Raw genomic sequence first — 19849 nt, 5'->3', positions numbered from 1 at the left:
AGCTTGCTTATGAATCTGGCAAGTCCGCGAGATTTTTAACTAATCGCATTTTGCAATTTATAGAGGCAAGGTTTAAAGATGGCCAATACAGCACAAGCGCGTAAGCGCGCACGCCAGGCAGTAAAACAGAACGAGCACAATTCCAGCTTGCGTTCAAAGCTTCGTACTTCCATCAAGGCAGTGCGTAAGGCGATCGATACTGGTGATAAAGCTGCTGCAGCGAAAGTGTTCGCAGCAACTCAAGCAACTATCGACAAGATTGCTGACAAAAAGATTGCTCACAAAAATACTGCAGCACGTCAAAAGTCACGTTTATCTGCAGCTATCAAGGCGATGGCAGCGTAATTCAGTAAAAGTTTTAGGCTGGTCGAATCATCATTTCGACCTAAGCCCGCTCCTTATCAGAGCGGGTTTTTGTTTTTAGGACTGGGTTTGGGGTTTGGGTTCAAACTCACAGGCCTCTTCAATCGGTAGACTGTTGTCTTTGGCAAAGTTCATGACAAAGTCGAGCGCTCTTGGATCGAGGTCACCTAGTCTAGTATCGATAACAACGCATTTCACTTTTGCAATTAGCACTGGTCTGACATAGGGCGAATAAGTGAAGCGAGGGTCTCCAGAATCTCCTGGAGGGCGAAACGTAGCCATTACCCCGCAAAGACGCTCCGCCCAATCACTGGGCCGAAATGGTTTGCCAGAAGTGTTGATGCCTTGAATGAAAAGCTTTTTGTGGTTCAAGTTGGCGTAAAGAAGTTCGTAAGAATCGTATTGCTAAGCCCTCTAGCTTAACAGCCGGAGGTGACCGTAAGATGGCTTTATGTTCTATTTTCGTGCAGTTGAATGTTTTAAGAAAAAAATGCAAGCCAAAACTTTAGTAGAAAGCTCAACTATGACATCTCTGGCAAAGCCTCAAGTGCCTGGTCAGGTAAGGCACTATCTGCAGTTTTCTGACCTCACTCGTGAGGAGTATGACTACCTGCTCAAAAGATCAGCATGGTTAAAGTCCAAGTTCAAAAGTTATGAGACTTGGCACCCTTTGCATGATCGCACTTTAGCCATGATTTTTGAAAAGCATTCCACGCGTACACGCCTCTCCTTTGAAGCGGGCATCCATCAGCTTGGTGGCCACGCTGTATACCTGAACACCCGAGATACTCAGTTAGGTCGTGGCGAGCCTGTAGAGGACGCTGCACAGGTGATTTCACGGATGACCGACATCATCATGATCCGCACCTTTGGTCAGGAGATCATTGAGCGTTTTGCTACAAACTCTCGTGTACCAGTAATTAATGGTTTAACCAATGAATATCATCCATGCCAAGTTTTGGCAGACATCTTCACCTTTGTTGAAGCCCGTGGACCGATTCAAGGAAAAACCGTAGCTTGGGTTGGTGATGCCAACAATATGGCCTACACCTGGATTCAGGCGGCGGAGTGCTTAGATTTTCAGTTGCACTTCTCTGCACCTGAGGGGTATCAATTAGACCCAACACGTTTAACAAAGAACGCCGCAAAACATTTAAGTGTTTATGTTGATCCAAAAGATGCTTGTAAAGGTACTGACTTGGTGACTACCGATGTATGGACTAGCATGGGCTATGAGGCTGAAAACAATTTACGTATGAATGCTTTCCAGGATTGGATGGTAGATGAGGAGTTAATGGCAGTCGCAAAGCCAGACGCTTTATTCATGCATTGCTTGCCAGCGCACCGTGGTGAAGAAGTTTCTGCGGGCGTGATCGACGGTCCGCAAAGCATTGTGTGGGAAGAGGCAGAAAATCGTTTGCATGTTCAAAAAGCGTTAATGGAGTATTTGCTCTGCGGTCCTTTGGATTAAGTAATAAAACGTAAGCAATAAAATATTAAGCAACTTGTTTTTAATTAATTTTGATTGAATAAGAAATCATGTCTGATATTAAAAAAGCTGTACTAGCCTATTCTGGTGGACTCGATACTAGTGTGATCTTGAAGTGGCTTCAAGATACCTATGGTTGTGAGATCGTTACCTTCACCGCTGACTTGGGTCAGGGTGAAGAATTAGAACCGGCGCGTGCCAAGGCGTTACAGTTTGGTATCAAGCCTGAAAATATTTTCATTGATGACTTGCGTGAAGAGTTTGTGCGTGATTTTGTGTTCCCCATGTTCCGCGCCAATACGATTTACGAAGGTGAATATCTTTTGGGTACATCCATTGCCCGCCCATTAATTGCAAAGCGTCAAATTGAAATCGCCCGTTTAACTGGCGCTGATTCTGTATCTCATGGCGCCACTGGTAAAGGTAACGACCAAGTTCGCTTCGAATTAGGCTACTACGCACTTGAGCCGGGAATCAAAGTAATTGCCCCTTGGCGCGAATGGGATCTGCTATCACGCGAGAAGTTGATGGCTTACGCAGAAAAGCATGGGATTCCAGTTGAAATGAAACATAAGCAAGGCGGCTCTCCTTACTCTATGGATGCTAATTTATTGCACATTAGCTATGAAGGCCGTCATTTAGAAAATCCAAATGCCGAGGCTGAAGAGTCTATGTGGCGTTGGACAGTTTCTCCAGAAAAAGCTCCCGATGCGCCGCAAATTATTGAAATCGAATTTAAAGCGGGCGACCCAGTTGCGATTGATGGCAAATCCTACAAGCCACATGAATTATTAGCTGAGCTCAATCGTATTGGTGGCATGCATGGCATTGGTCGCCTCGATTTAGTTGAAAACCGTTTTGTTGGCATGAAGAGCCGTGGTTGCTATGAAACTCCTGGTGGCACCATTCTTCTGAAGGCGCACCGCGGCATTGAGAGTATTACCCTTGATCGCGAAGTGGCCCATTTGAAAGATGATTTGATGCCACGCTATGCAAGCTTGATCTATAACGGCTTATGGTGGTCTCCGGAGCGTCTTGCTTTGCAAACCTTAATTGATCATACACAACAGATGGTCAATGGCGTTGTGCGCTTAAAGCTCTACAAAGGTTCTGTATTGGTGATTTCTCGTGATTCAGCCAATACCTTGTTTGATCAAAATATTGCAACCTTTGATGATGATGGTGGTGCATACAACCAAGCGGATGCTGGTGGCTTCATCAAGCTCAATGCATTGCGTATGCGTATTGCCGAAATAGCAAAGCGTAAGCGCGCCAAGAAGTAATTAGAAAAATATTGAGAACCGAAGAAAATAGAAAGAACTCAGATGCAATTTGACCAAGTTTCAGTCGGCAAAAAAGCCAATGTATATTTTGACGGTAAATGCGTTTCCCACACAGTGACTTTGCCAAATGGTGTGCGTAAGTCGGTTGGGGTGGTGCTACCCAGTACTTTGCGTTTTGACCTGAGCACCAAAGAAATCATGGAAGTAGTTGATGGCAATGCTTTTGTCAGCATCAACGGCGCTCCAGAGCAAGAATTTAAGGCTGGCCAAAGCTGGGAAGTAGAAAAGGGTGGTTATTTCATCATTCGTGCTGAACAGCCAGTGCACTATGTTTGCCATTTTGAGTAAACGCATTCACACCTAAAGGAAACGCAGACCTAGGTCTGCGTTTTTTATTTCCTTGCTGCTCTGTGTTGATTAGTTATTTCTTAGGTAATCCACTAATCACGCTGCCAGGCGCAATCACTCTTTCTGAGAACCATTGCTTATTCATCTCCAGGGCGTAACGAATTGCTACTTTGGGACAATGATTGTTGGTGGTCTCTGCTTGCATCTCTTCAATATTCACAATCTTGCCATCGTCAGCAATGAATGCAATCGAGAGTGGAATCTTAGTGTTATTCATCCAAAAGCAATGACCTGCTTTTTGTTCAAAGATAAACAGCATTCCTGAATTCGTGGGCATGCTAGTGCGATTCATAAGACCCACTTCTCTCGCCTTGGGCGTATCAGCTAGCTCTGCTTGGATGCGATAGATTCCCGTTTTGAGTTCAATACTCGGTAGCCCAACATTGACCTGCGCTAACGCGAGGGCGGGGCAAATGAGAAACGCAATAGAGAAAAGCGTGTGAACTAGTTTGTTATTTGTATCCATGTTGAGAATTTTAGGTGAGTCAATTTGTAGGCGAAAAAAAACCCAGGAACGAATCCTGGGTTTTCCATAATGATCTAAGGACTATTAAGCCGCTTGGATATTGGTAGCTTGCTTGCCTTTAGGACCTTGGGTAATGTCAAACGTTACCTTTTGGTTTTCCTTAAGGGTTTTAAACCCAGGCATAGTAATTGCGCTGAAATGCGCGAACAACTCTTCTTCACCATCATCAGGTTTGATAAAGCCAAAACCTTTTGCATCATTGAACCACTTAACAATTCCGGTCGCCATGCGAACTCCATTACATAAACTTAAAACAACCGTGATGAGGGTAAATACTTTTTAATCAGTCTCAATCCACAACACGCCTAAATAGAACCTCTTTTGAAGCCTACCCCCCGATTGTTTGCCCTTTTTGTAGGGGTGTCAAGGAGTTATATGTACTTCACTCTCAGTAATTACCCCTTTTTTTATCGAAAATTGCCCCAATATGGGTTAAACAAGGGTTTTTGAGGGGTTTTCGCAACAAGACCCTGGTTAAATCAAGTTTAGATATCTGTTTAGAATGTTTCTCATGAGCCGCACACCTAAAAATCCCACTACTGGCGTCCCTGCCAATCCTTATGTTGAGGACACCCTTCTTCTCGAAAAACAGGTCGAGCAAGTTAAGGCACCTTCGATGTATAAAGTTTTATTGCTGAATGATGATTACACGCCAATGGAATTTGTGGTGATGGTAATTCAGGAGTATTTTAATAAGGACCACGAAACAGCAACGCGCATCATGTTGCAGGTTCATTTGGTTGGCAAAGGTGTTTGCGGAATATTTACCCGTGACGTTGCTGCCACGAAGGTGCATCAAGTTATTGAATTATCCCGTGAAGCGGGTCACCCACTACAGTGCACTATGGAGGAAGTATGATTGCCCAAGAACTAGAAGTAAGCTTGCATATGGCGTTTGTTGACGCGCGGGCATCAAGACATGAGTTCATTACCGTAGAACATTTGCTCGCCGCCTTGCTCGATAACGCTACTGCCGTCGAGGTATTAAAGGCTTGCGCCGTTAATATTGCAGAGCTACGTGCTCAACTCAAAAACTTTATCAATGACAACACCCCTGTGGTTCCAGGCAATGATGAAGTGGATACACAACCAACCTTAGGATTTCAGAGAGTGATTCAGCGGGCGATCATGCACGTTCAATCAACATCCAATGGCAAAAAAGAAGTTACTGGTGCCAATGTTTTGGTGGCGATTTTTGGTGAAAAAGATTCTCATGCAGTGTATTTCTTGCAACAGCAAGGGGTCACCCGTTTAGATGTGGTGAACTTCATTAGTCATGGTGTGCGTAAAGATCAAGCTGAGCACGTTAAACCTGCTGACAACACGCAAGAAACCGAAGAAGCTGCTTCTTCAGGCAAAGAGAGTCCATTAGATCAATACACCCAAAATCTCAATGCCCTCGCTCGCCAAGGCAAGATCGACCCATTGATCGGCCGTGAGAGTGAAGTGGAGCGAGTGATTCAAGTCCTTTGCCGTCGTCGCAAGAACAACCCGCTATTGGTCGGCGAGGCCGGTGTTGGTAAGACTGCGATTGCTGAAGGTTTGGCTTGGAGAATTGTTAAAGGCGATGTGCCTGAAATCTTGGCTAACGCAACAGTGTATTCCTTAGATATGGGCGCTTTGTTAGCAGGCACTAAATATCGTGGTGATTTTGAGCAACGCCTGAAGAGTGTGCTCAAGTCATTAAAAGACCATGCACATGGTGTCTTATTTATTGATGAGATTCACACCTTGATTGGTGCCGGTGCTGCATCAGGCGGAACATTGGATGCAAGCAATCTCTTGAAGCCCGCTTTATCTAATGGCCAACTCAAATGTATTGGTGCAACCACCTTTACTGAATACCGCGGCATCTTTGAAAAGGATGCTGCTTTATCGCGTCGCTTCCAGAAGGTCGATGTGGTTGAGCCAACAGTTGATCAAACAGTACAAATTCTCCGTGGCCTGAAATCTCGCTTCGAAGAGCACCACAGCGTCAAATATGCTGCTGGTGCCTTGGTGGCAGCAGCAGAACTTTCTGCTCGTTATATCAATGACCGTCATTTACCAGATAAAGCAATTGACGTGATTGATGAAGCGGGGGCTGCACAACGTATCTTGCCAAAGTCTAAGCAGAAGAAAACCATTGGTCGTCCTGAGATTGAAGAGATTGTGGCTAAGATTGCGCGCATACCGCCTCAATCTGTCACCGTTGACGATCGTAGTAAGTTGCAGACCTTGGATCGTGATATCAAGAGCGTAGTCTTTGGTCAAGATCCTGCTATCGAAGCGTTAGCGAGTGCGATCAAGATGACTCGCGCTGGGCTTGGTAAGATCGATCGTCCCATTGGATCTTTCTTATTCTCGGGTCCCACTGGCGTCGGCAAGACCGAGGTTGCAAAACAACTTGCTTACATTTTGGGTATTGAGCTCTTGCGCTTTGATATGTCTGAGTACATGGAGCGTCATGCAGTGAGCCGCTTAATTGGTGCGCCTCCAGGTTATGTGGGCTTTGATCAAGGTGGTTTACTTACAGAAGCGGTGAATAAAAAGCCTCATTGCGTCCTCTTGCTCGATGAAATTGAAAAAGCCCATCCTGATATTTTCAATATTCTCTTGCAAGTGATGGATCACGGTACTTTGACGGATAACAACGGTCGCAAGACTGATTTCCGCAATGTGATCATCATCATGACTACCAATGCCGGTGCTGAAGCCATGCAGAAGTCGACCATTGGCTTTACTAACGCACGTGAGTCTGGCGATGAGATGGCCGACATTAAGAAGTTCTTTACGCCTGAGTTCCGCAATCGCTTGGATGCCATTGTTTCCTTCAAGGCACTGGATGAGACCATCATCATGCGCGTAGTTGATAAGTTCTTAATGCAGTTAGAAGAGCAATTGCATGAGAAGAAGGTTGACGCTACTTTCAGTGCGGCACTACGCGCGCATCTTGCAAAACATGGTTTTGATCCCTTAATGGGCGCTCGCCCAATGCAGCGCATCATTCAAGACACGGTTCGCAAGGCTTTGGCAGACGAACTACTCTTTGGTAAGCTGGCGCAAGGCGGTCATGTCGATGTGGATATTGATGCTGATGGCAAAGTGCAGTTGAACTTTGAGGCTCCTAAGTTGCCTGGCAAAGCCGCCAAGGTGGACGTAGCACCTGCAGAAGAAATGTAATCAATCACAGACGCACTACTCAAAAAGGAAAATATGTCTCATCACGATAAATTGCTAGAATCCTTTGAAACTTACAAAGCGGAGAATGAGAAGTTCCAAGGCAAAGGCATTAAAGCGTCTGCTGCTCGTGCTCGCAAGGCTTTGCAAGAGATTGCTGGTTCTTGCAAAGAGCGTCGCAAGGAAATTACTGCAGAAAAAGAATCTCGCGAAGGTGCGGGTGCCGGTATGTCACAAGATGCTGCACGTAAAGCGCATATTCGCAAGTAATAAGTAGTAGGATTTATAGAAGGAAAAAAGCCACCCTCGGGTGGCTTTTTTGTTCATTCGTATTGGTAGATGAATTAGCTGCGACCGGTGCTACCAAAGCCACCTGCACCACGGCTACTTTCAGTGAACCCCTCGACGACTTTGAGTTCAACTTGTTGCACTGGCATCACTACGAGTTGTGCAAGGCGCTCCATTGGCTCAAGCTTAAATGGAGTAGATCCACGATTCCAGGTGCTCACCATCAATTGACCTTGGTAGTCAGAATCAATGAGGCCAACTAAGTTACCCAAGACGATGCCATGCTTATGACCAAGGCCTGAGCGAGGAAGAATAAAAGCCGCATAGCGTGGATCTTCTACATAAATGGCTAAACCGGTAGGCACTAAAATAGTTTGGCCCGGAGCAATCTCCATCGTTTCATCGATACAGGCACGTAGATCTAGTCCAGCGCTACCAGGGGTGCCATAAGTAGGTAGTTGAGACCGCATCCGTTCATCGAGAATTTTGACTTGTAAAGATTGCATGAAATTTCCTAAAGCAGGGAATGTAAGTAAAGAGAATGCTGTTAAATTTTCTTGGCTACTAGTTGAATGAGTTGGCGAGCAAGGTGAAGTTTTTCAGCCTTCGCTATTTTTTTACTACCACTAGCATCCATAACGAGTAACTGATTGAAGTCGCTTCCAAAGGTATCTGGACCAATGTTGCCAACAATCATTGGAATACCTTTGCGCTTCAGTTTCTCGTCCGCATGCTTTTCGAGATCGGTGGATTCGGCAGCAAAGCCAACGCAATAAGGGGAAGGTTTGCCGTTTTTGGTTTTGACTGTCTTGGCAACATCTAAAAGAATATCTGGATTGGCTACAAATTCCATGTTTGGAGCACCATCACCTTGGCGCTTTATTTTTTCTTTGGCAGGCTTTGCAATGCCCCAGTCTGCTACTGCCGCTACCGCAAAGAACACATCGCAATCAGTGGCTGCCAATGTTGCAGCGTGCATTTCTTTAGCGCTCACGACATTAGTCCGGATAATCTTTCCAGTCGCCTCTAATGGCGTAGGAAGATCGCAGGGGCCTGCAATCAGACGTACTTGGGCACCAGCCTCCAAAGCGGCTCTAGCAATGGCAAAGCCCATCTTTCCGGAGCTGTGATTGGTAATGCCGCGGACTGGATCAATCGCTTCAAAGGTGGGGCCAGCAGTAATCAATACTTTTTTACCTACAAGTGATTTCTTTTGAAAGAAAGCAATGACTTGCTCAGAAATTTCTGCAGGCTCAAGCATTCTGCCCATGCCCACTTCTCCGCAAGCCTGAAAGCCACTCGCGGGGCCGAGAAGAGTTACCCCATCATGGTGGAGGCGGTCAGCACTCCTCTGAGTGGCTGCGTGCTCCCACATCTGTTTGTTCATCGCAGGGGCAATTAGCAACGGGCAATCTCTTGCTAAGCAAAGCGTGCTGAGCAAATCATCTGCCAAGCCAAGGGAAAGTTTGGCCATAAGGTCTGCACTCGTTGGCGCAATCAGGATGATGTCAGCTGAGCGTGATAACTCGATATGAGCCATATTGTTACTAATGCTGTTATCCCATTGGCTGGTGAAGACTGGATTGCCTGTGAGCGCTTGCATGGTGACAGATGTCACAAATTGTTGTGCAGCCTCGGTCATCACTACCTGTACAGAAGCGCCCTCTTGTATTAACAGGCGAGCGAGCTCTGGTGTCTTATAGGCAGCAATGCCGCCGGAGATGCCGAGAACGATTTTCTTATTTAAAAGTGATTGCATGGCGCCAGCTTAATGGGATTGAGGGGATTTGCCAAATGACTTGCGCAATTCGCTCCAGATGATGAGGCCTGCCCCAATACAGATTGCGCTATCGGCAATATTAAAGGCTGGCCAATGCCAGTTGGCGTAGTGCAAATCGATGAAGTCAACTACGGCACCATACATGATTCGGTCTAAAACATTGCCTAGCGCACCACCCAGAATCAGGCTGAGTGCCAGGCACAGTAGTTTCTCGCCAAGGCTTTTACGTAATAAGTAAATGATGTAGATACTGGCTATGAGACCAAGAATAGTAAAGAACCAACGCTGCCAACCTGATCCCTGTGCCAAGAATGAAAACGCCGCGCCTGGATTAAAAAGCAGTAGCCAATTCAGAAAAGGAAGGACGGGTTCAGGCACACCCATTTGCAAATTGCTTAACGCAGCCCACTTACTCAACTGGTCTAAGAGCAGAATCATCGTTGCAATAGCAAGATAGCGAAGCATTGGTAGGCTCATCAATTGCTGGTACTTAGGCAAACAAGCGGTGGTCACCGGCGCCAAAGAGATTGCTGATACAGCGACCACAGAGCTCTGGATGATCAGCATTGGCACCTACGTCTTTAGTGTGATGCCAGCAACGACCACATTTTTTATATTGACTACCGCGTACTAGGACCTCGAGACCATCATTGCTGAGTTCAATCTTAGCGCTTGAGGTGATGGTTACGAAACGCAAGTTATCCTCAAGTGAATGCAAGATAGCAAAGTCAACATCACCTAATTTAATGGTCAGCTCAGCTTGTAGGGATGAGCCAACATTACCGGCCTCACGTTCTAACTCAATGGCTTTGGTCACTTCAGAGCGGATTTCACGAATGCGATTCCATTTGGCCAGCAATTCATCGGCATGAGAGACTTCTGGTAATGCGCCGAACCCTTCCATAAAGATGGATTCAGACGGTTTACTACCTGAGCCATGCGGGAATGATTGCCATGCTTCTTCAGCGGTGAAGGAGAGGAATGGCGATAACCACTTCAAGAGATTGCGAGTGATGTGAAAGAGCGCATTCTGGGCGGCTCTGCGATCAGGTGAGTTTGGCGCACTGGTATAGAGACGATCTTTGAGGATGTCTAAGTAGAAGCCGCCTAAATCTTCTGAGCAAAAAGTGAGCATGCGAGTCACAGCTGGATGAAACTCATAAGCCTTGTAATGGGCTTCGATATCGCCTTGTAATTGATTAGCAAGTGCCACTGCGTAACGATCGATCTCAAGCCATTGTTCAGCAGGCATTGTGTGCTTGCTAGGATCAAAATCAGAAAGATTGGCGAGCAAGAAACGCAAGGTATTGCGAATGCGGCGATAACTTTCAGTCACGCGCTTCAGAATCTCATCAGAGATAGTCATTTCACCGGAGTAGTCGGTTGAGGCAACCCAGAGGCGAATGATTTCAGCGCCGAGTTTGTCAGCCACTTGTTGTGGTGCGATGACATTGCCTACGGACTTACTCATCTTGCGGCCTTGACCATCAACAGTAAAGCCATGAGTGAGTAGTGCTTTATAGGGTGGCTTGCCATCGAGCATGGCGCCGGTGAGTAAGGAGGAATGGAACCAGCCGCGGTGTTGGTCTGAGCCCTCGAGGTATAAGTCGGCTAATCGACCGTTCGGTGTCTCAGCATCGGTAGTTAGTAATTCATTGCGATGTGATCCGCGAATCACATGCCAGTGTGTTGTCCCTGAATCAAACCAAACATCTAAGGTGTCACGATTCTTTTCGTATTGTGATGCTTCTTCACCAAGCAACTCAGAAACTTCCAGTTGCTGCCAAGCTTCAATGCCACCTTTTTCAACACGCTTAGCAACTTCTTCCAGTAGCTCAACAGTGCGAGGATGTGGATCACCCGTTTCCTTATGAACAAAGAAGGCCATGGGTACACCCCACTGGCGTTGGCGTGACAAGGTCCAATCAGGGCGATTGGCAATCATGCTATGGAGGCGCTGTTTACCCCAAGCCGGAAAAAACTCGGTACTATCAATGCCAGCTAAGGCAGTCTCACGCAAGCTAGCTTTGCCATCAGATGGCTTCTTGTCCATGCTTGCAAACCATTGTGAAGTAGCGCGATAAATAATCGGCGACTTATGACGCCAGCAATGCATGTAAGAGTGGGTATACGTTTTGTCGCGCAACAAACTGCCCGCTTCACGCATTGCTTCCACAATTTTGGGATTGGCTTTCCAAATATATTCGTTTGCAAAGAGTGGCAACCAAGAGGCATAGACACCATTGCCCATCACAGGATTCAGAATATCTTTATCGGCTAGCTTATTTGCTTTGCAAGACTTAAAGTCTTCTTCGCCGTAAGCAGGCGCAGAGTGAACAATGCCTGTGCCAGTATCGAGCGTGACGTATTCAGCGGGATAGATTGGAGAGAGGCGCTTATATCCCTCGTGTAATGGGGCTAGCGGATGCCAGAAAGAAATATTCGCTAGTTGCGCGCCTAGGCAGGTAGCAATCACTTTGCCCTCAAGACCATAGTCCTGTAAGCATGTGTCAACAAGATCTTTTGCCAGGATCAATAACTTATCGCCAACATCTACTAGTGCATAAGTCACCTCTGGATGAACATTCATTGCTTGGTTTGCAGGAATAGTCCAAGGCGTTGTTGTCCAGATGACAATCTGGCCAGGCTTATTAGGTAACTCAGGAAGACCAAATGCTTTTGCGAGCTGTGGTCGCTGTGCATCATCAAACGCAAAGCCAACATCAACCGTTGGATCAGTTTTATCTTGGTATTCCACTTCGGCCTCAGCGAGTGCAGAGCCACAATCAAAACACCAGTTCACTGGTTTGAGACCACGAAAGACGTATCCTTTTTCCCAGATCTTACCTAGTGCACGAATTTCATCAGCCTCATTGCGGTAGTTCATTGTGAGATAGGGATTGTTCCAGTCACCCAAAACGCCAAGGCGCTCAAAGTCTATCTTCTGCTTATCTACTTGTACTTGGGCGTAGGCACGTGCTTTAGCTTGCACCTCTGCAGTTGGCAAGTTCTTGCCAAATTGTTTTTCAATCTGAATTTCAATTGGCATGCCATGACAATCCCATCCAGGTACATAGGCAGAGTCATAACCCATGAGCCAGCGCGACTTCACAATCATGTCTTTCAGAATCTTGTTTACTGCGTGACCAATGTGAATATCGCCGTTTGCATACGGAGGACCATCATGCAAGATGAACTGAGGTTGATTAGCATGAGCTGCACGAATCTTTTCGTAGAGCTTATTTTTTTGCCACTGAGCAACCCATTGCGGTTCACGCTTAGCCAGATCCCCTCGCATTGGGAAGGAGGTATCTAGTAAATTGACTGGATAGGAATTTTCTTTTTCAGACATAAGCTTTTTTCTGGAAATAATTTCTGGCGTGCTGTGCATCCGCTGCAATCGCATTTGTTAAGGTGTCGAGGTCATCGTACTTGGCCTCATCACGAATTTTTTCTAAGAGCTCAACGGTAATAATTTTTCCGTAGACATCTTCTTGGTAGTCAAAGATGTGTGTTTCAAGCAGAACACGACCTTCATCTTCAACGGTAGGCCTTACTCCTAAACTAGCCACTGCTGGTAGGGGTTTATCACTAAGTCCCAATACCTGTGCAGTGAAGATCCCGGTAGTTGCTGGCTTGCGATGGTGTAAGTGATTGGCAACTGCTAAGTTCAAGGTAGGGAATCCGAGTTTGCGTCCGAGTTGCTGTCCATGTATGACATGTCCGGAAATTCCATAAGGACGACCTAATAATTTTTCAGCTAGAGTCATATCGCCATGAGCAAGGGCAGTACGCAAGGCTGAGCTGGAGATGCGCTCGCCATCTTCTAAGATAGTTTGAATACTCGATACCTTGAAGCCATATTTTTCACCTGCTGTTTGGAGGCTTGCAAAATTCCCGGCACGTTTTGCGCCATAGCAAAAATCATCGCCAATTAAAATCCATTTGGCGTTGAGACGTTTCACAATGATTTCTGAAACAAACTCATCGGGTGTGAGGCGAGCAAAAGCAGCATTGAAATGTTCGACCACGACACGGTCAATACCAAGTTCGGCTAAGGCGGCTAGTTTGTCCCGTAGATTCAGAATGCGGGGTGGTGCTTGCTCCGGAGAGAAGAATTCTTTGGGGTGCGGCTCAAAGGTCATGACGCAACTCACCAAACCTCTTTCATGGGCGCCATCAACTAACTGCTTGAGCAGGGCGCGATGACCCCTGTGCACGCCATCGAAATTACCGATGCTTAAGGCACAAGCAGGTCCTGCAGAAAACTGGGTCGGGCCGCGGAATACGTTCACAAAATCGCTTTCAGGGTAGCCATCAATTATATTGTGGGCATGCTTTCTATCGTTACCTTAATCTCAGGCCGCGGATCCAATTTCGAGGCGATCGTCAAAACAGCTCAAAAAGAGCAGTGGCCAGTCAAGTTTGCAGGGGTCATCGCCAATCGCTCTGGGGCCAAGGGCCTTGATTTTGCTCGCGCGCAGGGTATTCCAGCCCATGTCCTGGAGCACAAAGAGCATGCAAGTCGCGAATCCTTTGATGCTGCCCTCACCCAGAAAATTGATGACTTAGGGGCTGATTTGGTGGTTCTAGCCGGTTTTATGAGGATTCTGACGCCAGGTTTTATTCGTCATTTCGATGGTCGATTAATCAATATTCACCCAGCGCTCCTGCCAGCATTCCCAGGATTGCACACCCATGAGCGGGCTTTAGAGGCCGGCGTTAAAGAGCATGGCGCCACAGTTCACTTTGTAAATGAGGGTGTTGATGAAGGACCTATTATTTGCCAGGCCTCTGTTCCAGTCCTGGGTGGGGATGATGCAGAGACTTTGGCGGCTCGTGTTTTAACTGCTGAGCATCAAATTTACCCGCGGGCCGTAAAATGGTTCCTTGATGGACGATTGCGAATAGAAGGTAATCAAGTGAAGTTACAACCCCCAGAATCGCAATTTTTTAAATTATGAGCGCAGAACGTCCACCCCGTAAATCCGGCACCCGCCTAAGCTCACAAAAAAGTTACGCTGCTAAATCTAAAGATCCCTTGCGCCGTCCTGAACGACGTAATGCGAGTGGCAATCTCATTGCGCCCGAAGGTCAGAAGAATTTTTCGAATGCAAAAGCATTACCTCAGCATGCCATTCACTTGGAGCGTCTACTTCCTGAGTTACTCAGTTTTGAGCAGCCAGCAGATCGTGTAGTGAGTCGCTATTTTCGCGCAGAACCACAGCTCGGTAATCGTGATCGCGCCTTAATTGCAGAGAGTGCCTTTGCTATTTTGCGTCGTAAAAATGAGTTCTCTCAATTTGCTGTCAGTGGTGAAGGCTCACAGGCTAGACGCTTAGCCCTATTGGGTTTGCTGTCCGCTTTGTCTGAGGGTGGTTTGGGTTCCGCGAACCGTGCCGAGAGTGCTATCGCCGATTTGGCGCATGTTCTCAAGCCTGGTGAATATGAATGGTTGCAACGATTTCCAATGGTTGATCCTGCTGCATTAAATCCTTTGGTACGCAACAATTTACCTGAGTGGTTATGGGATGCTTTTGGAAAATATCCTGGTGAAGCAACCCGTGAAGAACTTGCAAAATCATTGATGCATCCTGCACTCCTAGATTTGCGTGCGAACACCATGAAGATGAATCGGGAAGAATTGCTCGTGCAGATGAATGCCTTGGGCGGTCGCTACCAAGCGATCCCAACGCCATATGCACCCGATGGTGTGCGCATCATGGGCAAGCCGGCATTACAAAATACTGCTGGCTTTAAGGCGGGTATGTTTGAGGTACAAGATGAAGGTAGTCAGCTTTTGGCATATTTACTTGCACCCAAGCGTGGTGAGATGGTGGTTGATTTTTGCGCTGGTGCTGGCGGTAAGACTTTAGCGATTGGTGCCTTGATGCGTTCTACAGGACGCCTTTATGCTTTTGATACATCTGAGCGTCGTTTGGCAAATTTAAAACCAAGACAAGCCCGTAGTGGCCTTTCAAACGTGCATCCTGTATGGATCGATAGCGAGAACGATGCCAAGATCAAACGCTTGGCTGGAAAGATTGATCGAGTCTTGGTAGATGCCCCTTGTAGTGGAATGGGTACATTGCGCCGGAATCCTGACTTGAAGTGGCGTCAAACTCCAGAAGGTGTTCTAGAGCTCAATCAGAAGCAAATGAATATTTTGGGTTCAGCAGCTCGCTTATTAAAGCCGGGTGGTCGCCTGGTTTATGCCACTTGCAGTCTTTTGCCCCAAGAAAATCAAGCCATTGCAGAAGATTTCTTGGTGAAACACCCAGAATTTGAGGTGGTTCCAGCGGCTGAAGCACTTAAGCCATTGTTTCCAAAGGATAAATTTCCTTTAGGGTGCTCGTCAGATAATCCTTGGTGGCAGTTGTGGCCGCATATTCATGGCACAGACGGCTTTTTTGGTGCTGTTTTCCAGAAAAAAGGTAGTAAGCTGGAAAAAGCAGAAAAGCCAAAAACCCCAGAGATAACGAAAGATAAGCCCAAAAAGACCTAAAAAGATCTAAAATAAGAGCTAATACTTAAATAGGACTCTCTTTTGAATACAGTTTCAAGTTCAGGTTTTGATTTATTCCTCAATTGGCTTGCCAATGGATCTTTAGATTGGTCTTGGTGGCAGATTGCCTTGTTTACCTTGGCTGTTACCCATGTCACTATTGCTGCAGTCACCATCTTCTTGCATCGCTGCCAAGCGCACCGGGCTTTGGATCTGCATCCGATAGTTTCCCATTTCTTCCGCTTTTGGCTTTGGTTGACCACCGGCATGGTGACTAAGGAGTGGGCCTCGATTCACCGTAAGCACCATGCGAAATGTGAAACCGTAGATGATCCCCATAGCCCGCAAATTTTAGGCATTAACACTGTCCTCTCACGTGGTGCTGAGCTTTATAAAAATGAAGCCAAGAATCCAGAGACGATGGAGAAGTTTGGCCACGGCACTCCCGATGATTGGCTCGAGCGCAATATCTATTCCAAGTTTTCTTGGCAGGGCGTTGCCATCATGTTGATCATTGATGTGTTCTTGTTTGGCGGTATTGGATTAACCGTCTGGGCGGTGCAAATGCTGTGGATCCCAATTACAGCGGCTGGTGTGATTAATGGTATTGGCCACTACTGGGGCTATCGCAACTTCGATTGCGAAGATGCTTCAACCAATATTTTCCCATGGGGCATTTTGATTGGTGGTGAAGAACTGCATAACAATCACCATACCTTTGCAACGAGTGCTAAGCTTTCCAATAAATGGTACGAGTTTGATATTGGTTGGCTCTATATTCAGATGATGAGTGCAGTTGGTTTGGCGACAGTAAAGAAAACGCCACCTAAACCCGTCTTGAGTGATTTGCGTCCTGCCGATCAAAACACCTTAGAGGCCATCATTGCTAATCGCTATGAAATCATGGCGCGCTATAGCAAAACATTACGCAACTTCTTTAGTAATGAAGTGCAACACATGCAAGTTCTTGCCTTACATTTAAGCGACGCCCGTACTTGGCTATCCAAGGATGAGTCTCGCTTGAGCGAGGATGAGAAGGCTAAGCTAGAGGAGCTGATGGCGAGCAATGCACAGCTGCGTAAGATGATTGAGATGCGTCGTGATCTACAGGCAATCTGGGGTCGTTCTAGCGCCACCAGAGAGCAATTACTTTCACAGTTGCATACTTGGTGTCAACGCGCTGAAGATAGCGGTCTAACAAGCTTGCGTGAGTTCTCTTTGCGATTGCGTCGTTATGCTTAGGCAGGTAGTAGCGATCTAAAAGAGCGCAAAGATTGAGGCAATAAAAAACCCGCAACTAAGCGGGTTTTTTATTTGCATGAAGTAAGGATGAGTTACTTCAGCTTAGTTTCTTTGTAAGCAACATGCTTGCGAATGGTTGGATCAAACTTCATGATCTCCATTTTTTCAGGCTTAGTACGCTTGTTTTTTGAAGTTGTATAGAAGTGACCAGTACCTGCTGATGACTCTAACTTGATTTTTTCTCTGCCGCCTTTAGCCATTTGCGTGCTCCTTAAATTTCGCCACGTGCACGAAGATCAGTCAAAACAGCATCGATGCCGTTTTTGTCGATAACGCGCAAGCCAGCATTGGTTAAGCGCAAGCTAATCCAACGGTTTTCAGATTCAACCCAGAAACGACGGTTTTGCAAATTCGGCAAAAAGCGACGCTTCGTTTTATTGTTTGCATGGGATACATTGTTGCCAACCATCGGCTTCTTCCCAGTGACTTGGCAAACTTTTGCCATGACATAACTCCATTAATTGCGAAAAAAGAAGATTGTATCAGCCTAAGCCTATTTTGGGCTAGTCCTTATTGGCTTTTGCTTTGGGGTTTGAATCTCATAGGGTGCATAAGGCCTGCAAAAATCTCTGGCTCATTATTGTAAGTTAGCAATTACTATCAATTTTTCTTAATATTCATAAGGCCTGATTCTGAAAAAGAGAAAAAACCGCTATTACTGACAATGCAGTGGTCTAAAAGCGGAATATCTACCAACTGGAGGGCCTTAGTCAGGGTCTTGGTGAGTTCTTGGTCTGCTGAACTGGGGAGCGGGTTGCCGCTGGGATGGTTATGGGCCACGATCATGGCGCTTGCATTTCTGGCTAGCGCCTCTTTGAGGATTTCTCGGGGATAGACGGCGGTCTGGGTAATAGAGCCTCTAAAAAGCTCTTGGCACTCTATGAGATGTAGGTTTGAGTCTAAATAAAGGCATAAAAAGACCTCATGGGGTAGACCGCCAATTTTGGCCTGTAAAAACTCCTTAACGTGACCTGGTGATGAAAAAATCGAGCCTTGAGCCAGACTATCCTCAAGGCTGCGCTTTACGAGTTCATAGGCAGCCTGTATTTGAGACCATTTTGAGATCCCCATGCCGTGGATGCGGGTCAATTCTTCGGGGGTGCTGGCCAAGAGGCGAGGAAGGCTGCCAAAGTAGCGCAATACATCATTGGCTAAGGTGACAGCGCTTTTCCCCTTGACGCCGACCCGCAAAAAAATGGCGAGTAATTCAGCATCTGTGAGGCAGCGGGCGCCATACAGACGAAGCTTTTCTCGAGGTTGCTCATTTTTGGGCCAATTTGGGATGGGAGAATCCATAGCCGACGCAGGGCTAGATACAATTACCTTATGACCAAGCTTAACGTTTTGCCCAACTCCTATTTGACTCTCAACTACCGGCTTACTCTGCCCAACGGGGAGGATTACATCAATACTTTTGTTGATCGTCCTGCGACGGTTCTGATGGGCTCTGGACAATTTGCACCTTGCTTTGAAAAAGTGTTGCTAGGGTTAAGTGTTGGCGATAAAAAAAGCGCTTTGTTATCGCCCGATGAAAGTTTTGGTGAGCGTAAAAAAGATTTGGTGCAATGGGTTACTTTGCAGGCGCTCAAAGAAGGTCGTGATGACGATGCTGAATTTAATCCCGGTGATGTAATTGAATTTAATGCGCCGGGTGGAGCTCAATATGCGGGTGTTTTGCAGTCTATTGATGAGCAGGGCGCCTGGTTTGATTTCAATCATCCTCTGGCTGGAAGAGAGGTTACCTTTGAAGCACAAATTGTGGCTATTCTCTAATATATGAATACAACTGATAACGCAGAGATCTTGATGGCGCAACCCCGCGGTTTTTGTGCGGGCGTTGATCGTGCAATCAATATTGTGAATGAAGCACTTAAACGCTTTGGTACACCTATTTACGTTCGTCACGAAATTGTGCATAACGCCCATGTCGTGAATGAATTGCGCAGTAAGGGCGCCGTATTTGTCGAAGAGTTGCACGAGGTGCCCAAGGGTGGCATTGTGGTGTTTAGTGCCCATGGCGTTTCTCAGGAGGTGCGAAAAGATGCTGAGGAACGTGGCTTGCAGGTGTATGACGCTACTTGCCCACTGGTAACCAAAGTGCATCTCGAAGTGATTAAGTTGTGTAAAGAAGGCTACACGGTCTTGATGATCGGTCACGCTGGCCACCCTGAAGTGGAGGGCACGATGGGACAAGTGAAAGAAGGCGTGTTCTTGATTGAAAATTCGACCGATGTTGCCAATTTGTCTTTTACAAGCGATAAAAAACTGGCTTTTGTCACGCAAACGACTTTGTCAGTAGATGAGACTAAAGAAATTGTTGCGGCACTCACTCAAAAATTCCCTGATATTGTTCAACCGCGTAAGCAAGATATTTGTTATGCCACTCAGAATCGTCAAGATGCAGTGAAATTTATGGCACCGCAAGTGGAGGTAGTCATTGTGGTGGGGAGTGCGTCTAGCTCGAACTCCAATCGCTTGCGTGAATTGTCAGAAAAATTGGGTGTACCGTCTTACATGGTCGATGCACCTGATCAATTGAAACCAGAATGGTTTGCTGGCAAGAAGCGCGTGGGATTGACTGCTGGAGCATCTGCTCCAGAGAGTTTGGCGCAAGCGATCGTTGCGCGCATTCAAGAATTTGGGCCGCGCAGCGTAAGGGCTCTCTCTGGGGTAGTTGAGGATGTCACATTCTCCCTGCCAAAAAATTTAGTCGATTGAAGTATTGATTTATAACCAAGGAGCTGTA

The 19849-nt window shown here is 46.5% G+C and carries 23 protein-coding genes; 12 read left to right on the top strand and 11 right to left on the bottom strand.

Features of this window, described 5'->3' with window-relative positions:
• Window positions 1-78: 78 nt before the first annotated feature.
• Entirely contained in the window at window positions 79-345 is a 267-nt protein-coding gene (gene rpsT, locus AOC29_RS09445; RefSeq protein WP_068949332.1) for a 30S ribosomal protein S20, read from the top strand.
• Window positions 346-420: 75 nt separating this feature from the next.
• Here rpsT and AOC29_RS09440 read toward each other — a convergent pair whose 3' ends face one another.
• Complete coding sequence (locus tag AOC29_RS09440) at window positions 421-735, bottom strand: DUF3579 domain-containing protein (protein WP_215295739.1); 315 nt, start codon at window positions 733-735, stop codon at window positions 421-423.
• Between the two features lie 151 nt (window positions 736-886).
• On the opposite strand from AOC29_RS09440, the gene argF reads away from it, so the two are divergent.
• From argF to AOC29_RS09425, 3 genes are all read left to right on the top strand, one after another.
• Window positions 887-1834, top strand: coding sequence for an ornithine carbamoyltransferase (argF, locus tag AOC29_RS09435; RefSeq protein WP_215297492.1), 948 nt, complete (start codon window positions 887-889; stop codon window positions 1832-1834).
• A gap of 68 nt (window positions 1835-1902) precedes the next feature.
• The gene (locus tag AOC29_RS09430) at window positions 1903-3135 is read left to right on the top strand and encodes an argininosuccinate synthase (RefSeq protein WP_215295738.1); all 1233 of its coding nucleotides are present in this window, start codon (window positions 1903-1905) and stop codon (window positions 3133-3135) included.
• Window positions 3136-3177: 42 nt separating this feature from the next.
• Complete coding sequence (locus AOC29_RS09425) at window positions 3178-3483, top strand: pyrimidine/purine nucleoside phosphorylase (protein ID WP_215295737.1); 306 nt, start codon at window positions 3178-3180, stop codon at window positions 3481-3483.
• Window positions 3484-3556: 73 nt separating this feature from the next.
• Here AOC29_RS09425 and AOC29_RS09420 read toward each other — a convergent pair whose 3' ends face one another.
• Window positions 3557-4009: a DUF192 domain-containing protein gene (locus tag AOC29_RS09420; protein WP_215295736.1), complete on the bottom strand. Its 453-nt coding sequence runs from the start codon at window positions 4007-4009 to the stop codon at window positions 3557-3559.
• A gap of 84 nt (window positions 4010-4093) precedes the next feature.
• Window positions 4094-4297, bottom strand: coding sequence for a cold-shock protein (locus tag AOC29_RS09415; protein ID WP_011903586.1), 204 nt, complete (start codon window positions 4295-4297; stop codon window positions 4094-4096).
• A 274-nt stretch (window positions 4298-4571) separates the two neighbouring features.
• Between AOC29_RS09415 and clpS the strand changes: the two genes are divergently transcribed.
• From clpS to AOC29_RS09400, 3 genes are read left to right on the top strand one after another with little or no spacing between them, the layout of a single operon-like run.
• A complete protein-coding gene (gene clpS / locus AOC29_RS09410) occupies window positions 4572-4928 on the top strand; it encodes an ATP-dependent Clp protease adapter ClpS (RefSeq protein ID WP_215295735.1) in 357 nt (118 codons plus the stop codon).
• Entirely contained in the window at window positions 4925-7231 is a 2307-nt protein-coding gene (gene clpA, locus AOC29_RS09405) for an ATP-dependent Clp protease ATP-binding subunit ClpA (RefSeq protein ID WP_215295734.1), read from the top strand. The genes clpS and clpA overlap by 4 nt, the downstream gene beginning before the upstream one ends.
• A gap of 33 nt (window positions 7232-7264) precedes the next feature.
• A complete protein-coding gene (locus AOC29_RS09400; RefSeq protein WP_215295733.1) occupies window positions 7265-7498 on the top strand; it encodes a hypothetical protein in 234 nt (77 codons plus the stop codon).
• Between the two features lie 74 nt (window positions 7499-7572).
• Here AOC29_RS09400 and dut read toward each other — a convergent pair whose 3' ends face one another.
• The 5 genes from dut to AOC29_RS09375 are packed head-to-tail and all read right to left on the bottom strand — an operon-like array spanning window position 7573 to window position 13591.
• Entirely contained in the window at window positions 7573-8022 is a 450-nt protein-coding gene (dut, locus tag AOC29_RS09395) for a dUTP diphosphatase (protein ID WP_215295732.1), read from the bottom strand.
• Between the two features lie 41 nt (window positions 8023-8063).
• Window positions 8064-9275, bottom strand: coding sequence for a bifunctional phosphopantothenoylcysteine decarboxylase/phosphopantothenate--cysteine ligase CoaBC (gene coaBC, locus AOC29_RS09390; RefSeq protein WP_215295731.1), 1212 nt, complete (start codon window positions 9273-9275; stop codon window positions 8064-8066).
• 9 nt (window positions 9276-9284) lie between these two features.
• The gene (lspA, locus tag AOC29_RS09385; RefSeq protein ID WP_251369987.1) at window positions 9285-9761 is read right to left on the bottom strand and encodes a signal peptidase II; all 477 of its coding nucleotides are present in this window, start codon (window positions 9759-9761) and stop codon (window positions 9285-9287) included.
• A 25-nt stretch (window positions 9762-9786) separates the two neighbouring features.
• Window positions 9787-12666 carry an isoleucine--tRNA ligase gene (gene ileS / locus AOC29_RS09380; protein WP_371819558.1) on the bottom strand — a complete coding sequence of 960 codons (2880 nt, stop codon included), beginning with the start codon at window positions 12664-12666 and terminating at the stop codon, window positions 9787-9789.
• Entirely contained in the window at window positions 12641-13591 is a 951-nt protein-coding gene (locus AOC29_RS09375) for a bifunctional riboflavin kinase/FAD synthetase (RefSeq protein ID WP_215295728.1), read from the bottom strand. Before AOC29_RS09375 ends, ileS begins: the two co-directional genes overlap by 26 nt.
• Before the next feature lie 39 nt (window positions 13592-13630).
• Between AOC29_RS09375 and purN the strand changes: the two genes are divergently transcribed.
• The 3 genes from purN to AOC29_RS09360 are packed head-to-tail and all read left to right on the top strand — an operon-like array spanning window position 13631 to window position 17043.
• Entirely contained in the window at window positions 13631-14260 is a 630-nt protein-coding gene (purN, locus tag AOC29_RS09370; protein WP_215295727.1) for a phosphoribosylglycinamide formyltransferase, read from the top strand.
• Window positions 14257-15801, top strand: coding sequence for an RsmB/NOP family class I SAM-dependent RNA methyltransferase (locus AOC29_RS09365; protein ID WP_215295726.1), 1545 nt, complete (start codon window positions 14257-14259; stop codon window positions 15799-15801). Before purN ends, AOC29_RS09365 begins: the two co-directional genes overlap by 4 nt.
• Window positions 15802-15843: 42 nt before the next feature.
• A complete protein-coding gene (locus AOC29_RS09360) occupies window positions 15844-17043 on the top strand; it encodes an acyl-CoA desaturase (protein ID WP_215295725.1) in 1200 nt (399 codons plus the stop codon).
• A 92-nt stretch (window positions 17044-17135) separates the two neighbouring features.
• Here the strand turns inward: AOC29_RS09360 and rpmG are convergent, their stop codons facing one another.
• The 3 genes from rpmG to radC all read right to left on the bottom strand — a co-directional run bounded on the left by rpmG (window position 17136) and on the right by radC (window position 18399).
• Window positions 17136-17303, bottom strand: coding sequence for a 50S ribosomal protein L33 (rpmG, locus tag AOC29_RS09355; RefSeq protein ID WP_015421876.1), 168 nt, complete (start codon window positions 17301-17303; stop codon window positions 17136-17138).
• A gap of 11 nt (window positions 17304-17314) precedes the next feature.
• Window positions 17315-17548, bottom strand: coding sequence for a 50S ribosomal protein L28 (gene rpmB / locus AOC29_RS09350; RefSeq protein WP_088526345.1), 234 nt, complete (start codon window positions 17546-17548; stop codon window positions 17315-17317).
• Window positions 17549-17703: 155 nt separating this feature from the next.
• Window positions 17704-18399 carry a DNA repair protein RadC gene (gene radC, locus AOC29_RS09345; protein ID WP_215295724.1) on the bottom strand — a complete coding sequence of 232 codons (696 nt, stop codon included), beginning with the start codon at window positions 18397-18399 and terminating at the stop codon, window positions 17704-17706.
• A 30-nt stretch (window positions 18400-18429) separates the two neighbouring features.
• On the opposite strand from radC, the gene AOC29_RS09340 reads away from it, so the two are divergent.
• A complete protein-coding gene (locus tag AOC29_RS09340) occupies window positions 18430-18876 on the top strand; it encodes a peptidylprolyl isomerase (RefSeq protein WP_215295723.1) in 447 nt (148 codons plus the stop codon).
• A gap of 3 nt (window positions 18877-18879) precedes the next feature.
• The gene (gene ispH / locus AOC29_RS09335; RefSeq protein WP_215295722.1) at window positions 18880-19821 is read left to right on the top strand and encodes a 4-hydroxy-3-methylbut-2-enyl diphosphate reductase; all 942 of its coding nucleotides are present in this window, start codon (window positions 18880-18882) and stop codon (window positions 19819-19821) included.
• Window positions 19822-19849 lie beyond the last annotated feature (28 nt).

It is taken from the genome of Polynucleobacter sp. JS-JIR-5-A7, from assembly GCF_018687935.1.
Classification (GTDB): domain Bacteria; phylum Pseudomonadota; class Gammaproteobacteria; order Burkholderiales; family Burkholderiaceae; genus Polynucleobacter.
This window is presented reverse-complemented; position numbering and strand designations above follow the sequence as displayed.

Coding starts and splice junctions, on each gene's coding strand:
- rpsT (WP_068949332.1), top strand. CDS start 79: ATGGCCAATACAGCACAAGCGCGTAAGCGCGCACGCCAGGCAGTAAAA.
- argF (WP_215297492.1), top strand. CDS start 887: ATGACATCTCTGGCAAAGCCTCAAGTGCCTGGTCAGGTAAGGCACTAT.
- AOC29_RS09430 (WP_215295738.1), top strand. CDS start 1,903: ATGTCTGATATTAAAAAAGCTGTACTAGCCTATTCTGGTGGACTCGAT.
- AOC29_RS09425 (WP_215295737.1), top strand. CDS start 3,178: ATGCAATTTGACCAAGTTTCAGTCGGCAAAAAAGCCAATGTATATTTT.
- AOC29_RS09420 (WP_215295736.1), bottom strand. CDS start 4,009: ATGGATACAAATAACAAACTAGTTCACACGCTTTTCTCTATTGCGTTT.
- AOC29_RS09415 (WP_011903586.1), bottom strand. CDS start 4,297: ATGGCGACCGGAATTGTTAAGTGGTTCAATGATGCAAAAGGTTTTGGC.
- clpS (WP_215295735.1), top strand. CDS start 4,572: ATGTTTCTCATGAGCCGCACACCTAAAAATCCCACTACTGGCGTCCCT.
- clpA (WP_215295734.1), top strand. CDS start 4,925: ATGATTGCCCAAGAACTAGAAGTAAGCTTGCATATGGCGTTTGTTGAC.
- AOC29_RS09400 (WP_215295733.1), top strand. CDS start 7,265: ATGTCTCATCACGATAAATTGCTAGAATCCTTTGAAACTTACAAAGCG.
- dut (WP_215295732.1), bottom strand. CDS start 8,022: ATGCAATCTTTACAAGTCAAAATTCTCGATGAACGGATGCGGTCTCAA.
- coaBC (WP_215295731.1), bottom strand. CDS start 9,275: ATGCAATCACTTTTAAATAAGAAAATCGTTCTCGGCATCTCCGGCGGC.
- lspA (WP_251369987.1), bottom strand. CDS start 9,761: ATGCTTCGCTATCTTGCTATTGCAACGATGATTCTGCTCTTAGACCAG.
- purN (WP_215295727.1), top strand. CDS start 13,631: ATGCTTTCTATCGTTACCTTAATCTCAGGCCGCGGATCCAATTTCGAG.
- AOC29_RS09365 (WP_215295726.1), top strand. CDS start 14,257: ATGAGCGCAGAACGTCCACCCCGTAAATCCGGCACCCGCCTAAGCTCA.
- rpmG (WP_015421876.1), bottom strand. CDS start 17,303: ATGGCTAAAGGCGGCAGAGAAAAAATCAAGTTAGAGTCATCAGCAGGT.
- rpmB (WP_088526345.1), bottom strand. CDS start 17,548: ATGGCAAAAGTTTGCCAAGTCACTGGGAAGAAGCCGATGGTTGGCAAC.
- radC (WP_215295724.1), bottom strand. CDS start 18,399: ATGGATTCTCCCATCCCAAATTGGCCCAAAAATGAGCAACCTCGAGAA.
- AOC29_RS09340 (WP_215295723.1), top strand. CDS start 18,430: ATGACCAAGCTTAACGTTTTGCCCAACTCCTATTTGACTCTCAACTAC.
- ispH (WP_215295722.1), top strand. CDS start 18,880: ATGAATACAACTGATAACGCAGAGATCTTGATGGCGCAACCCCGCGGT.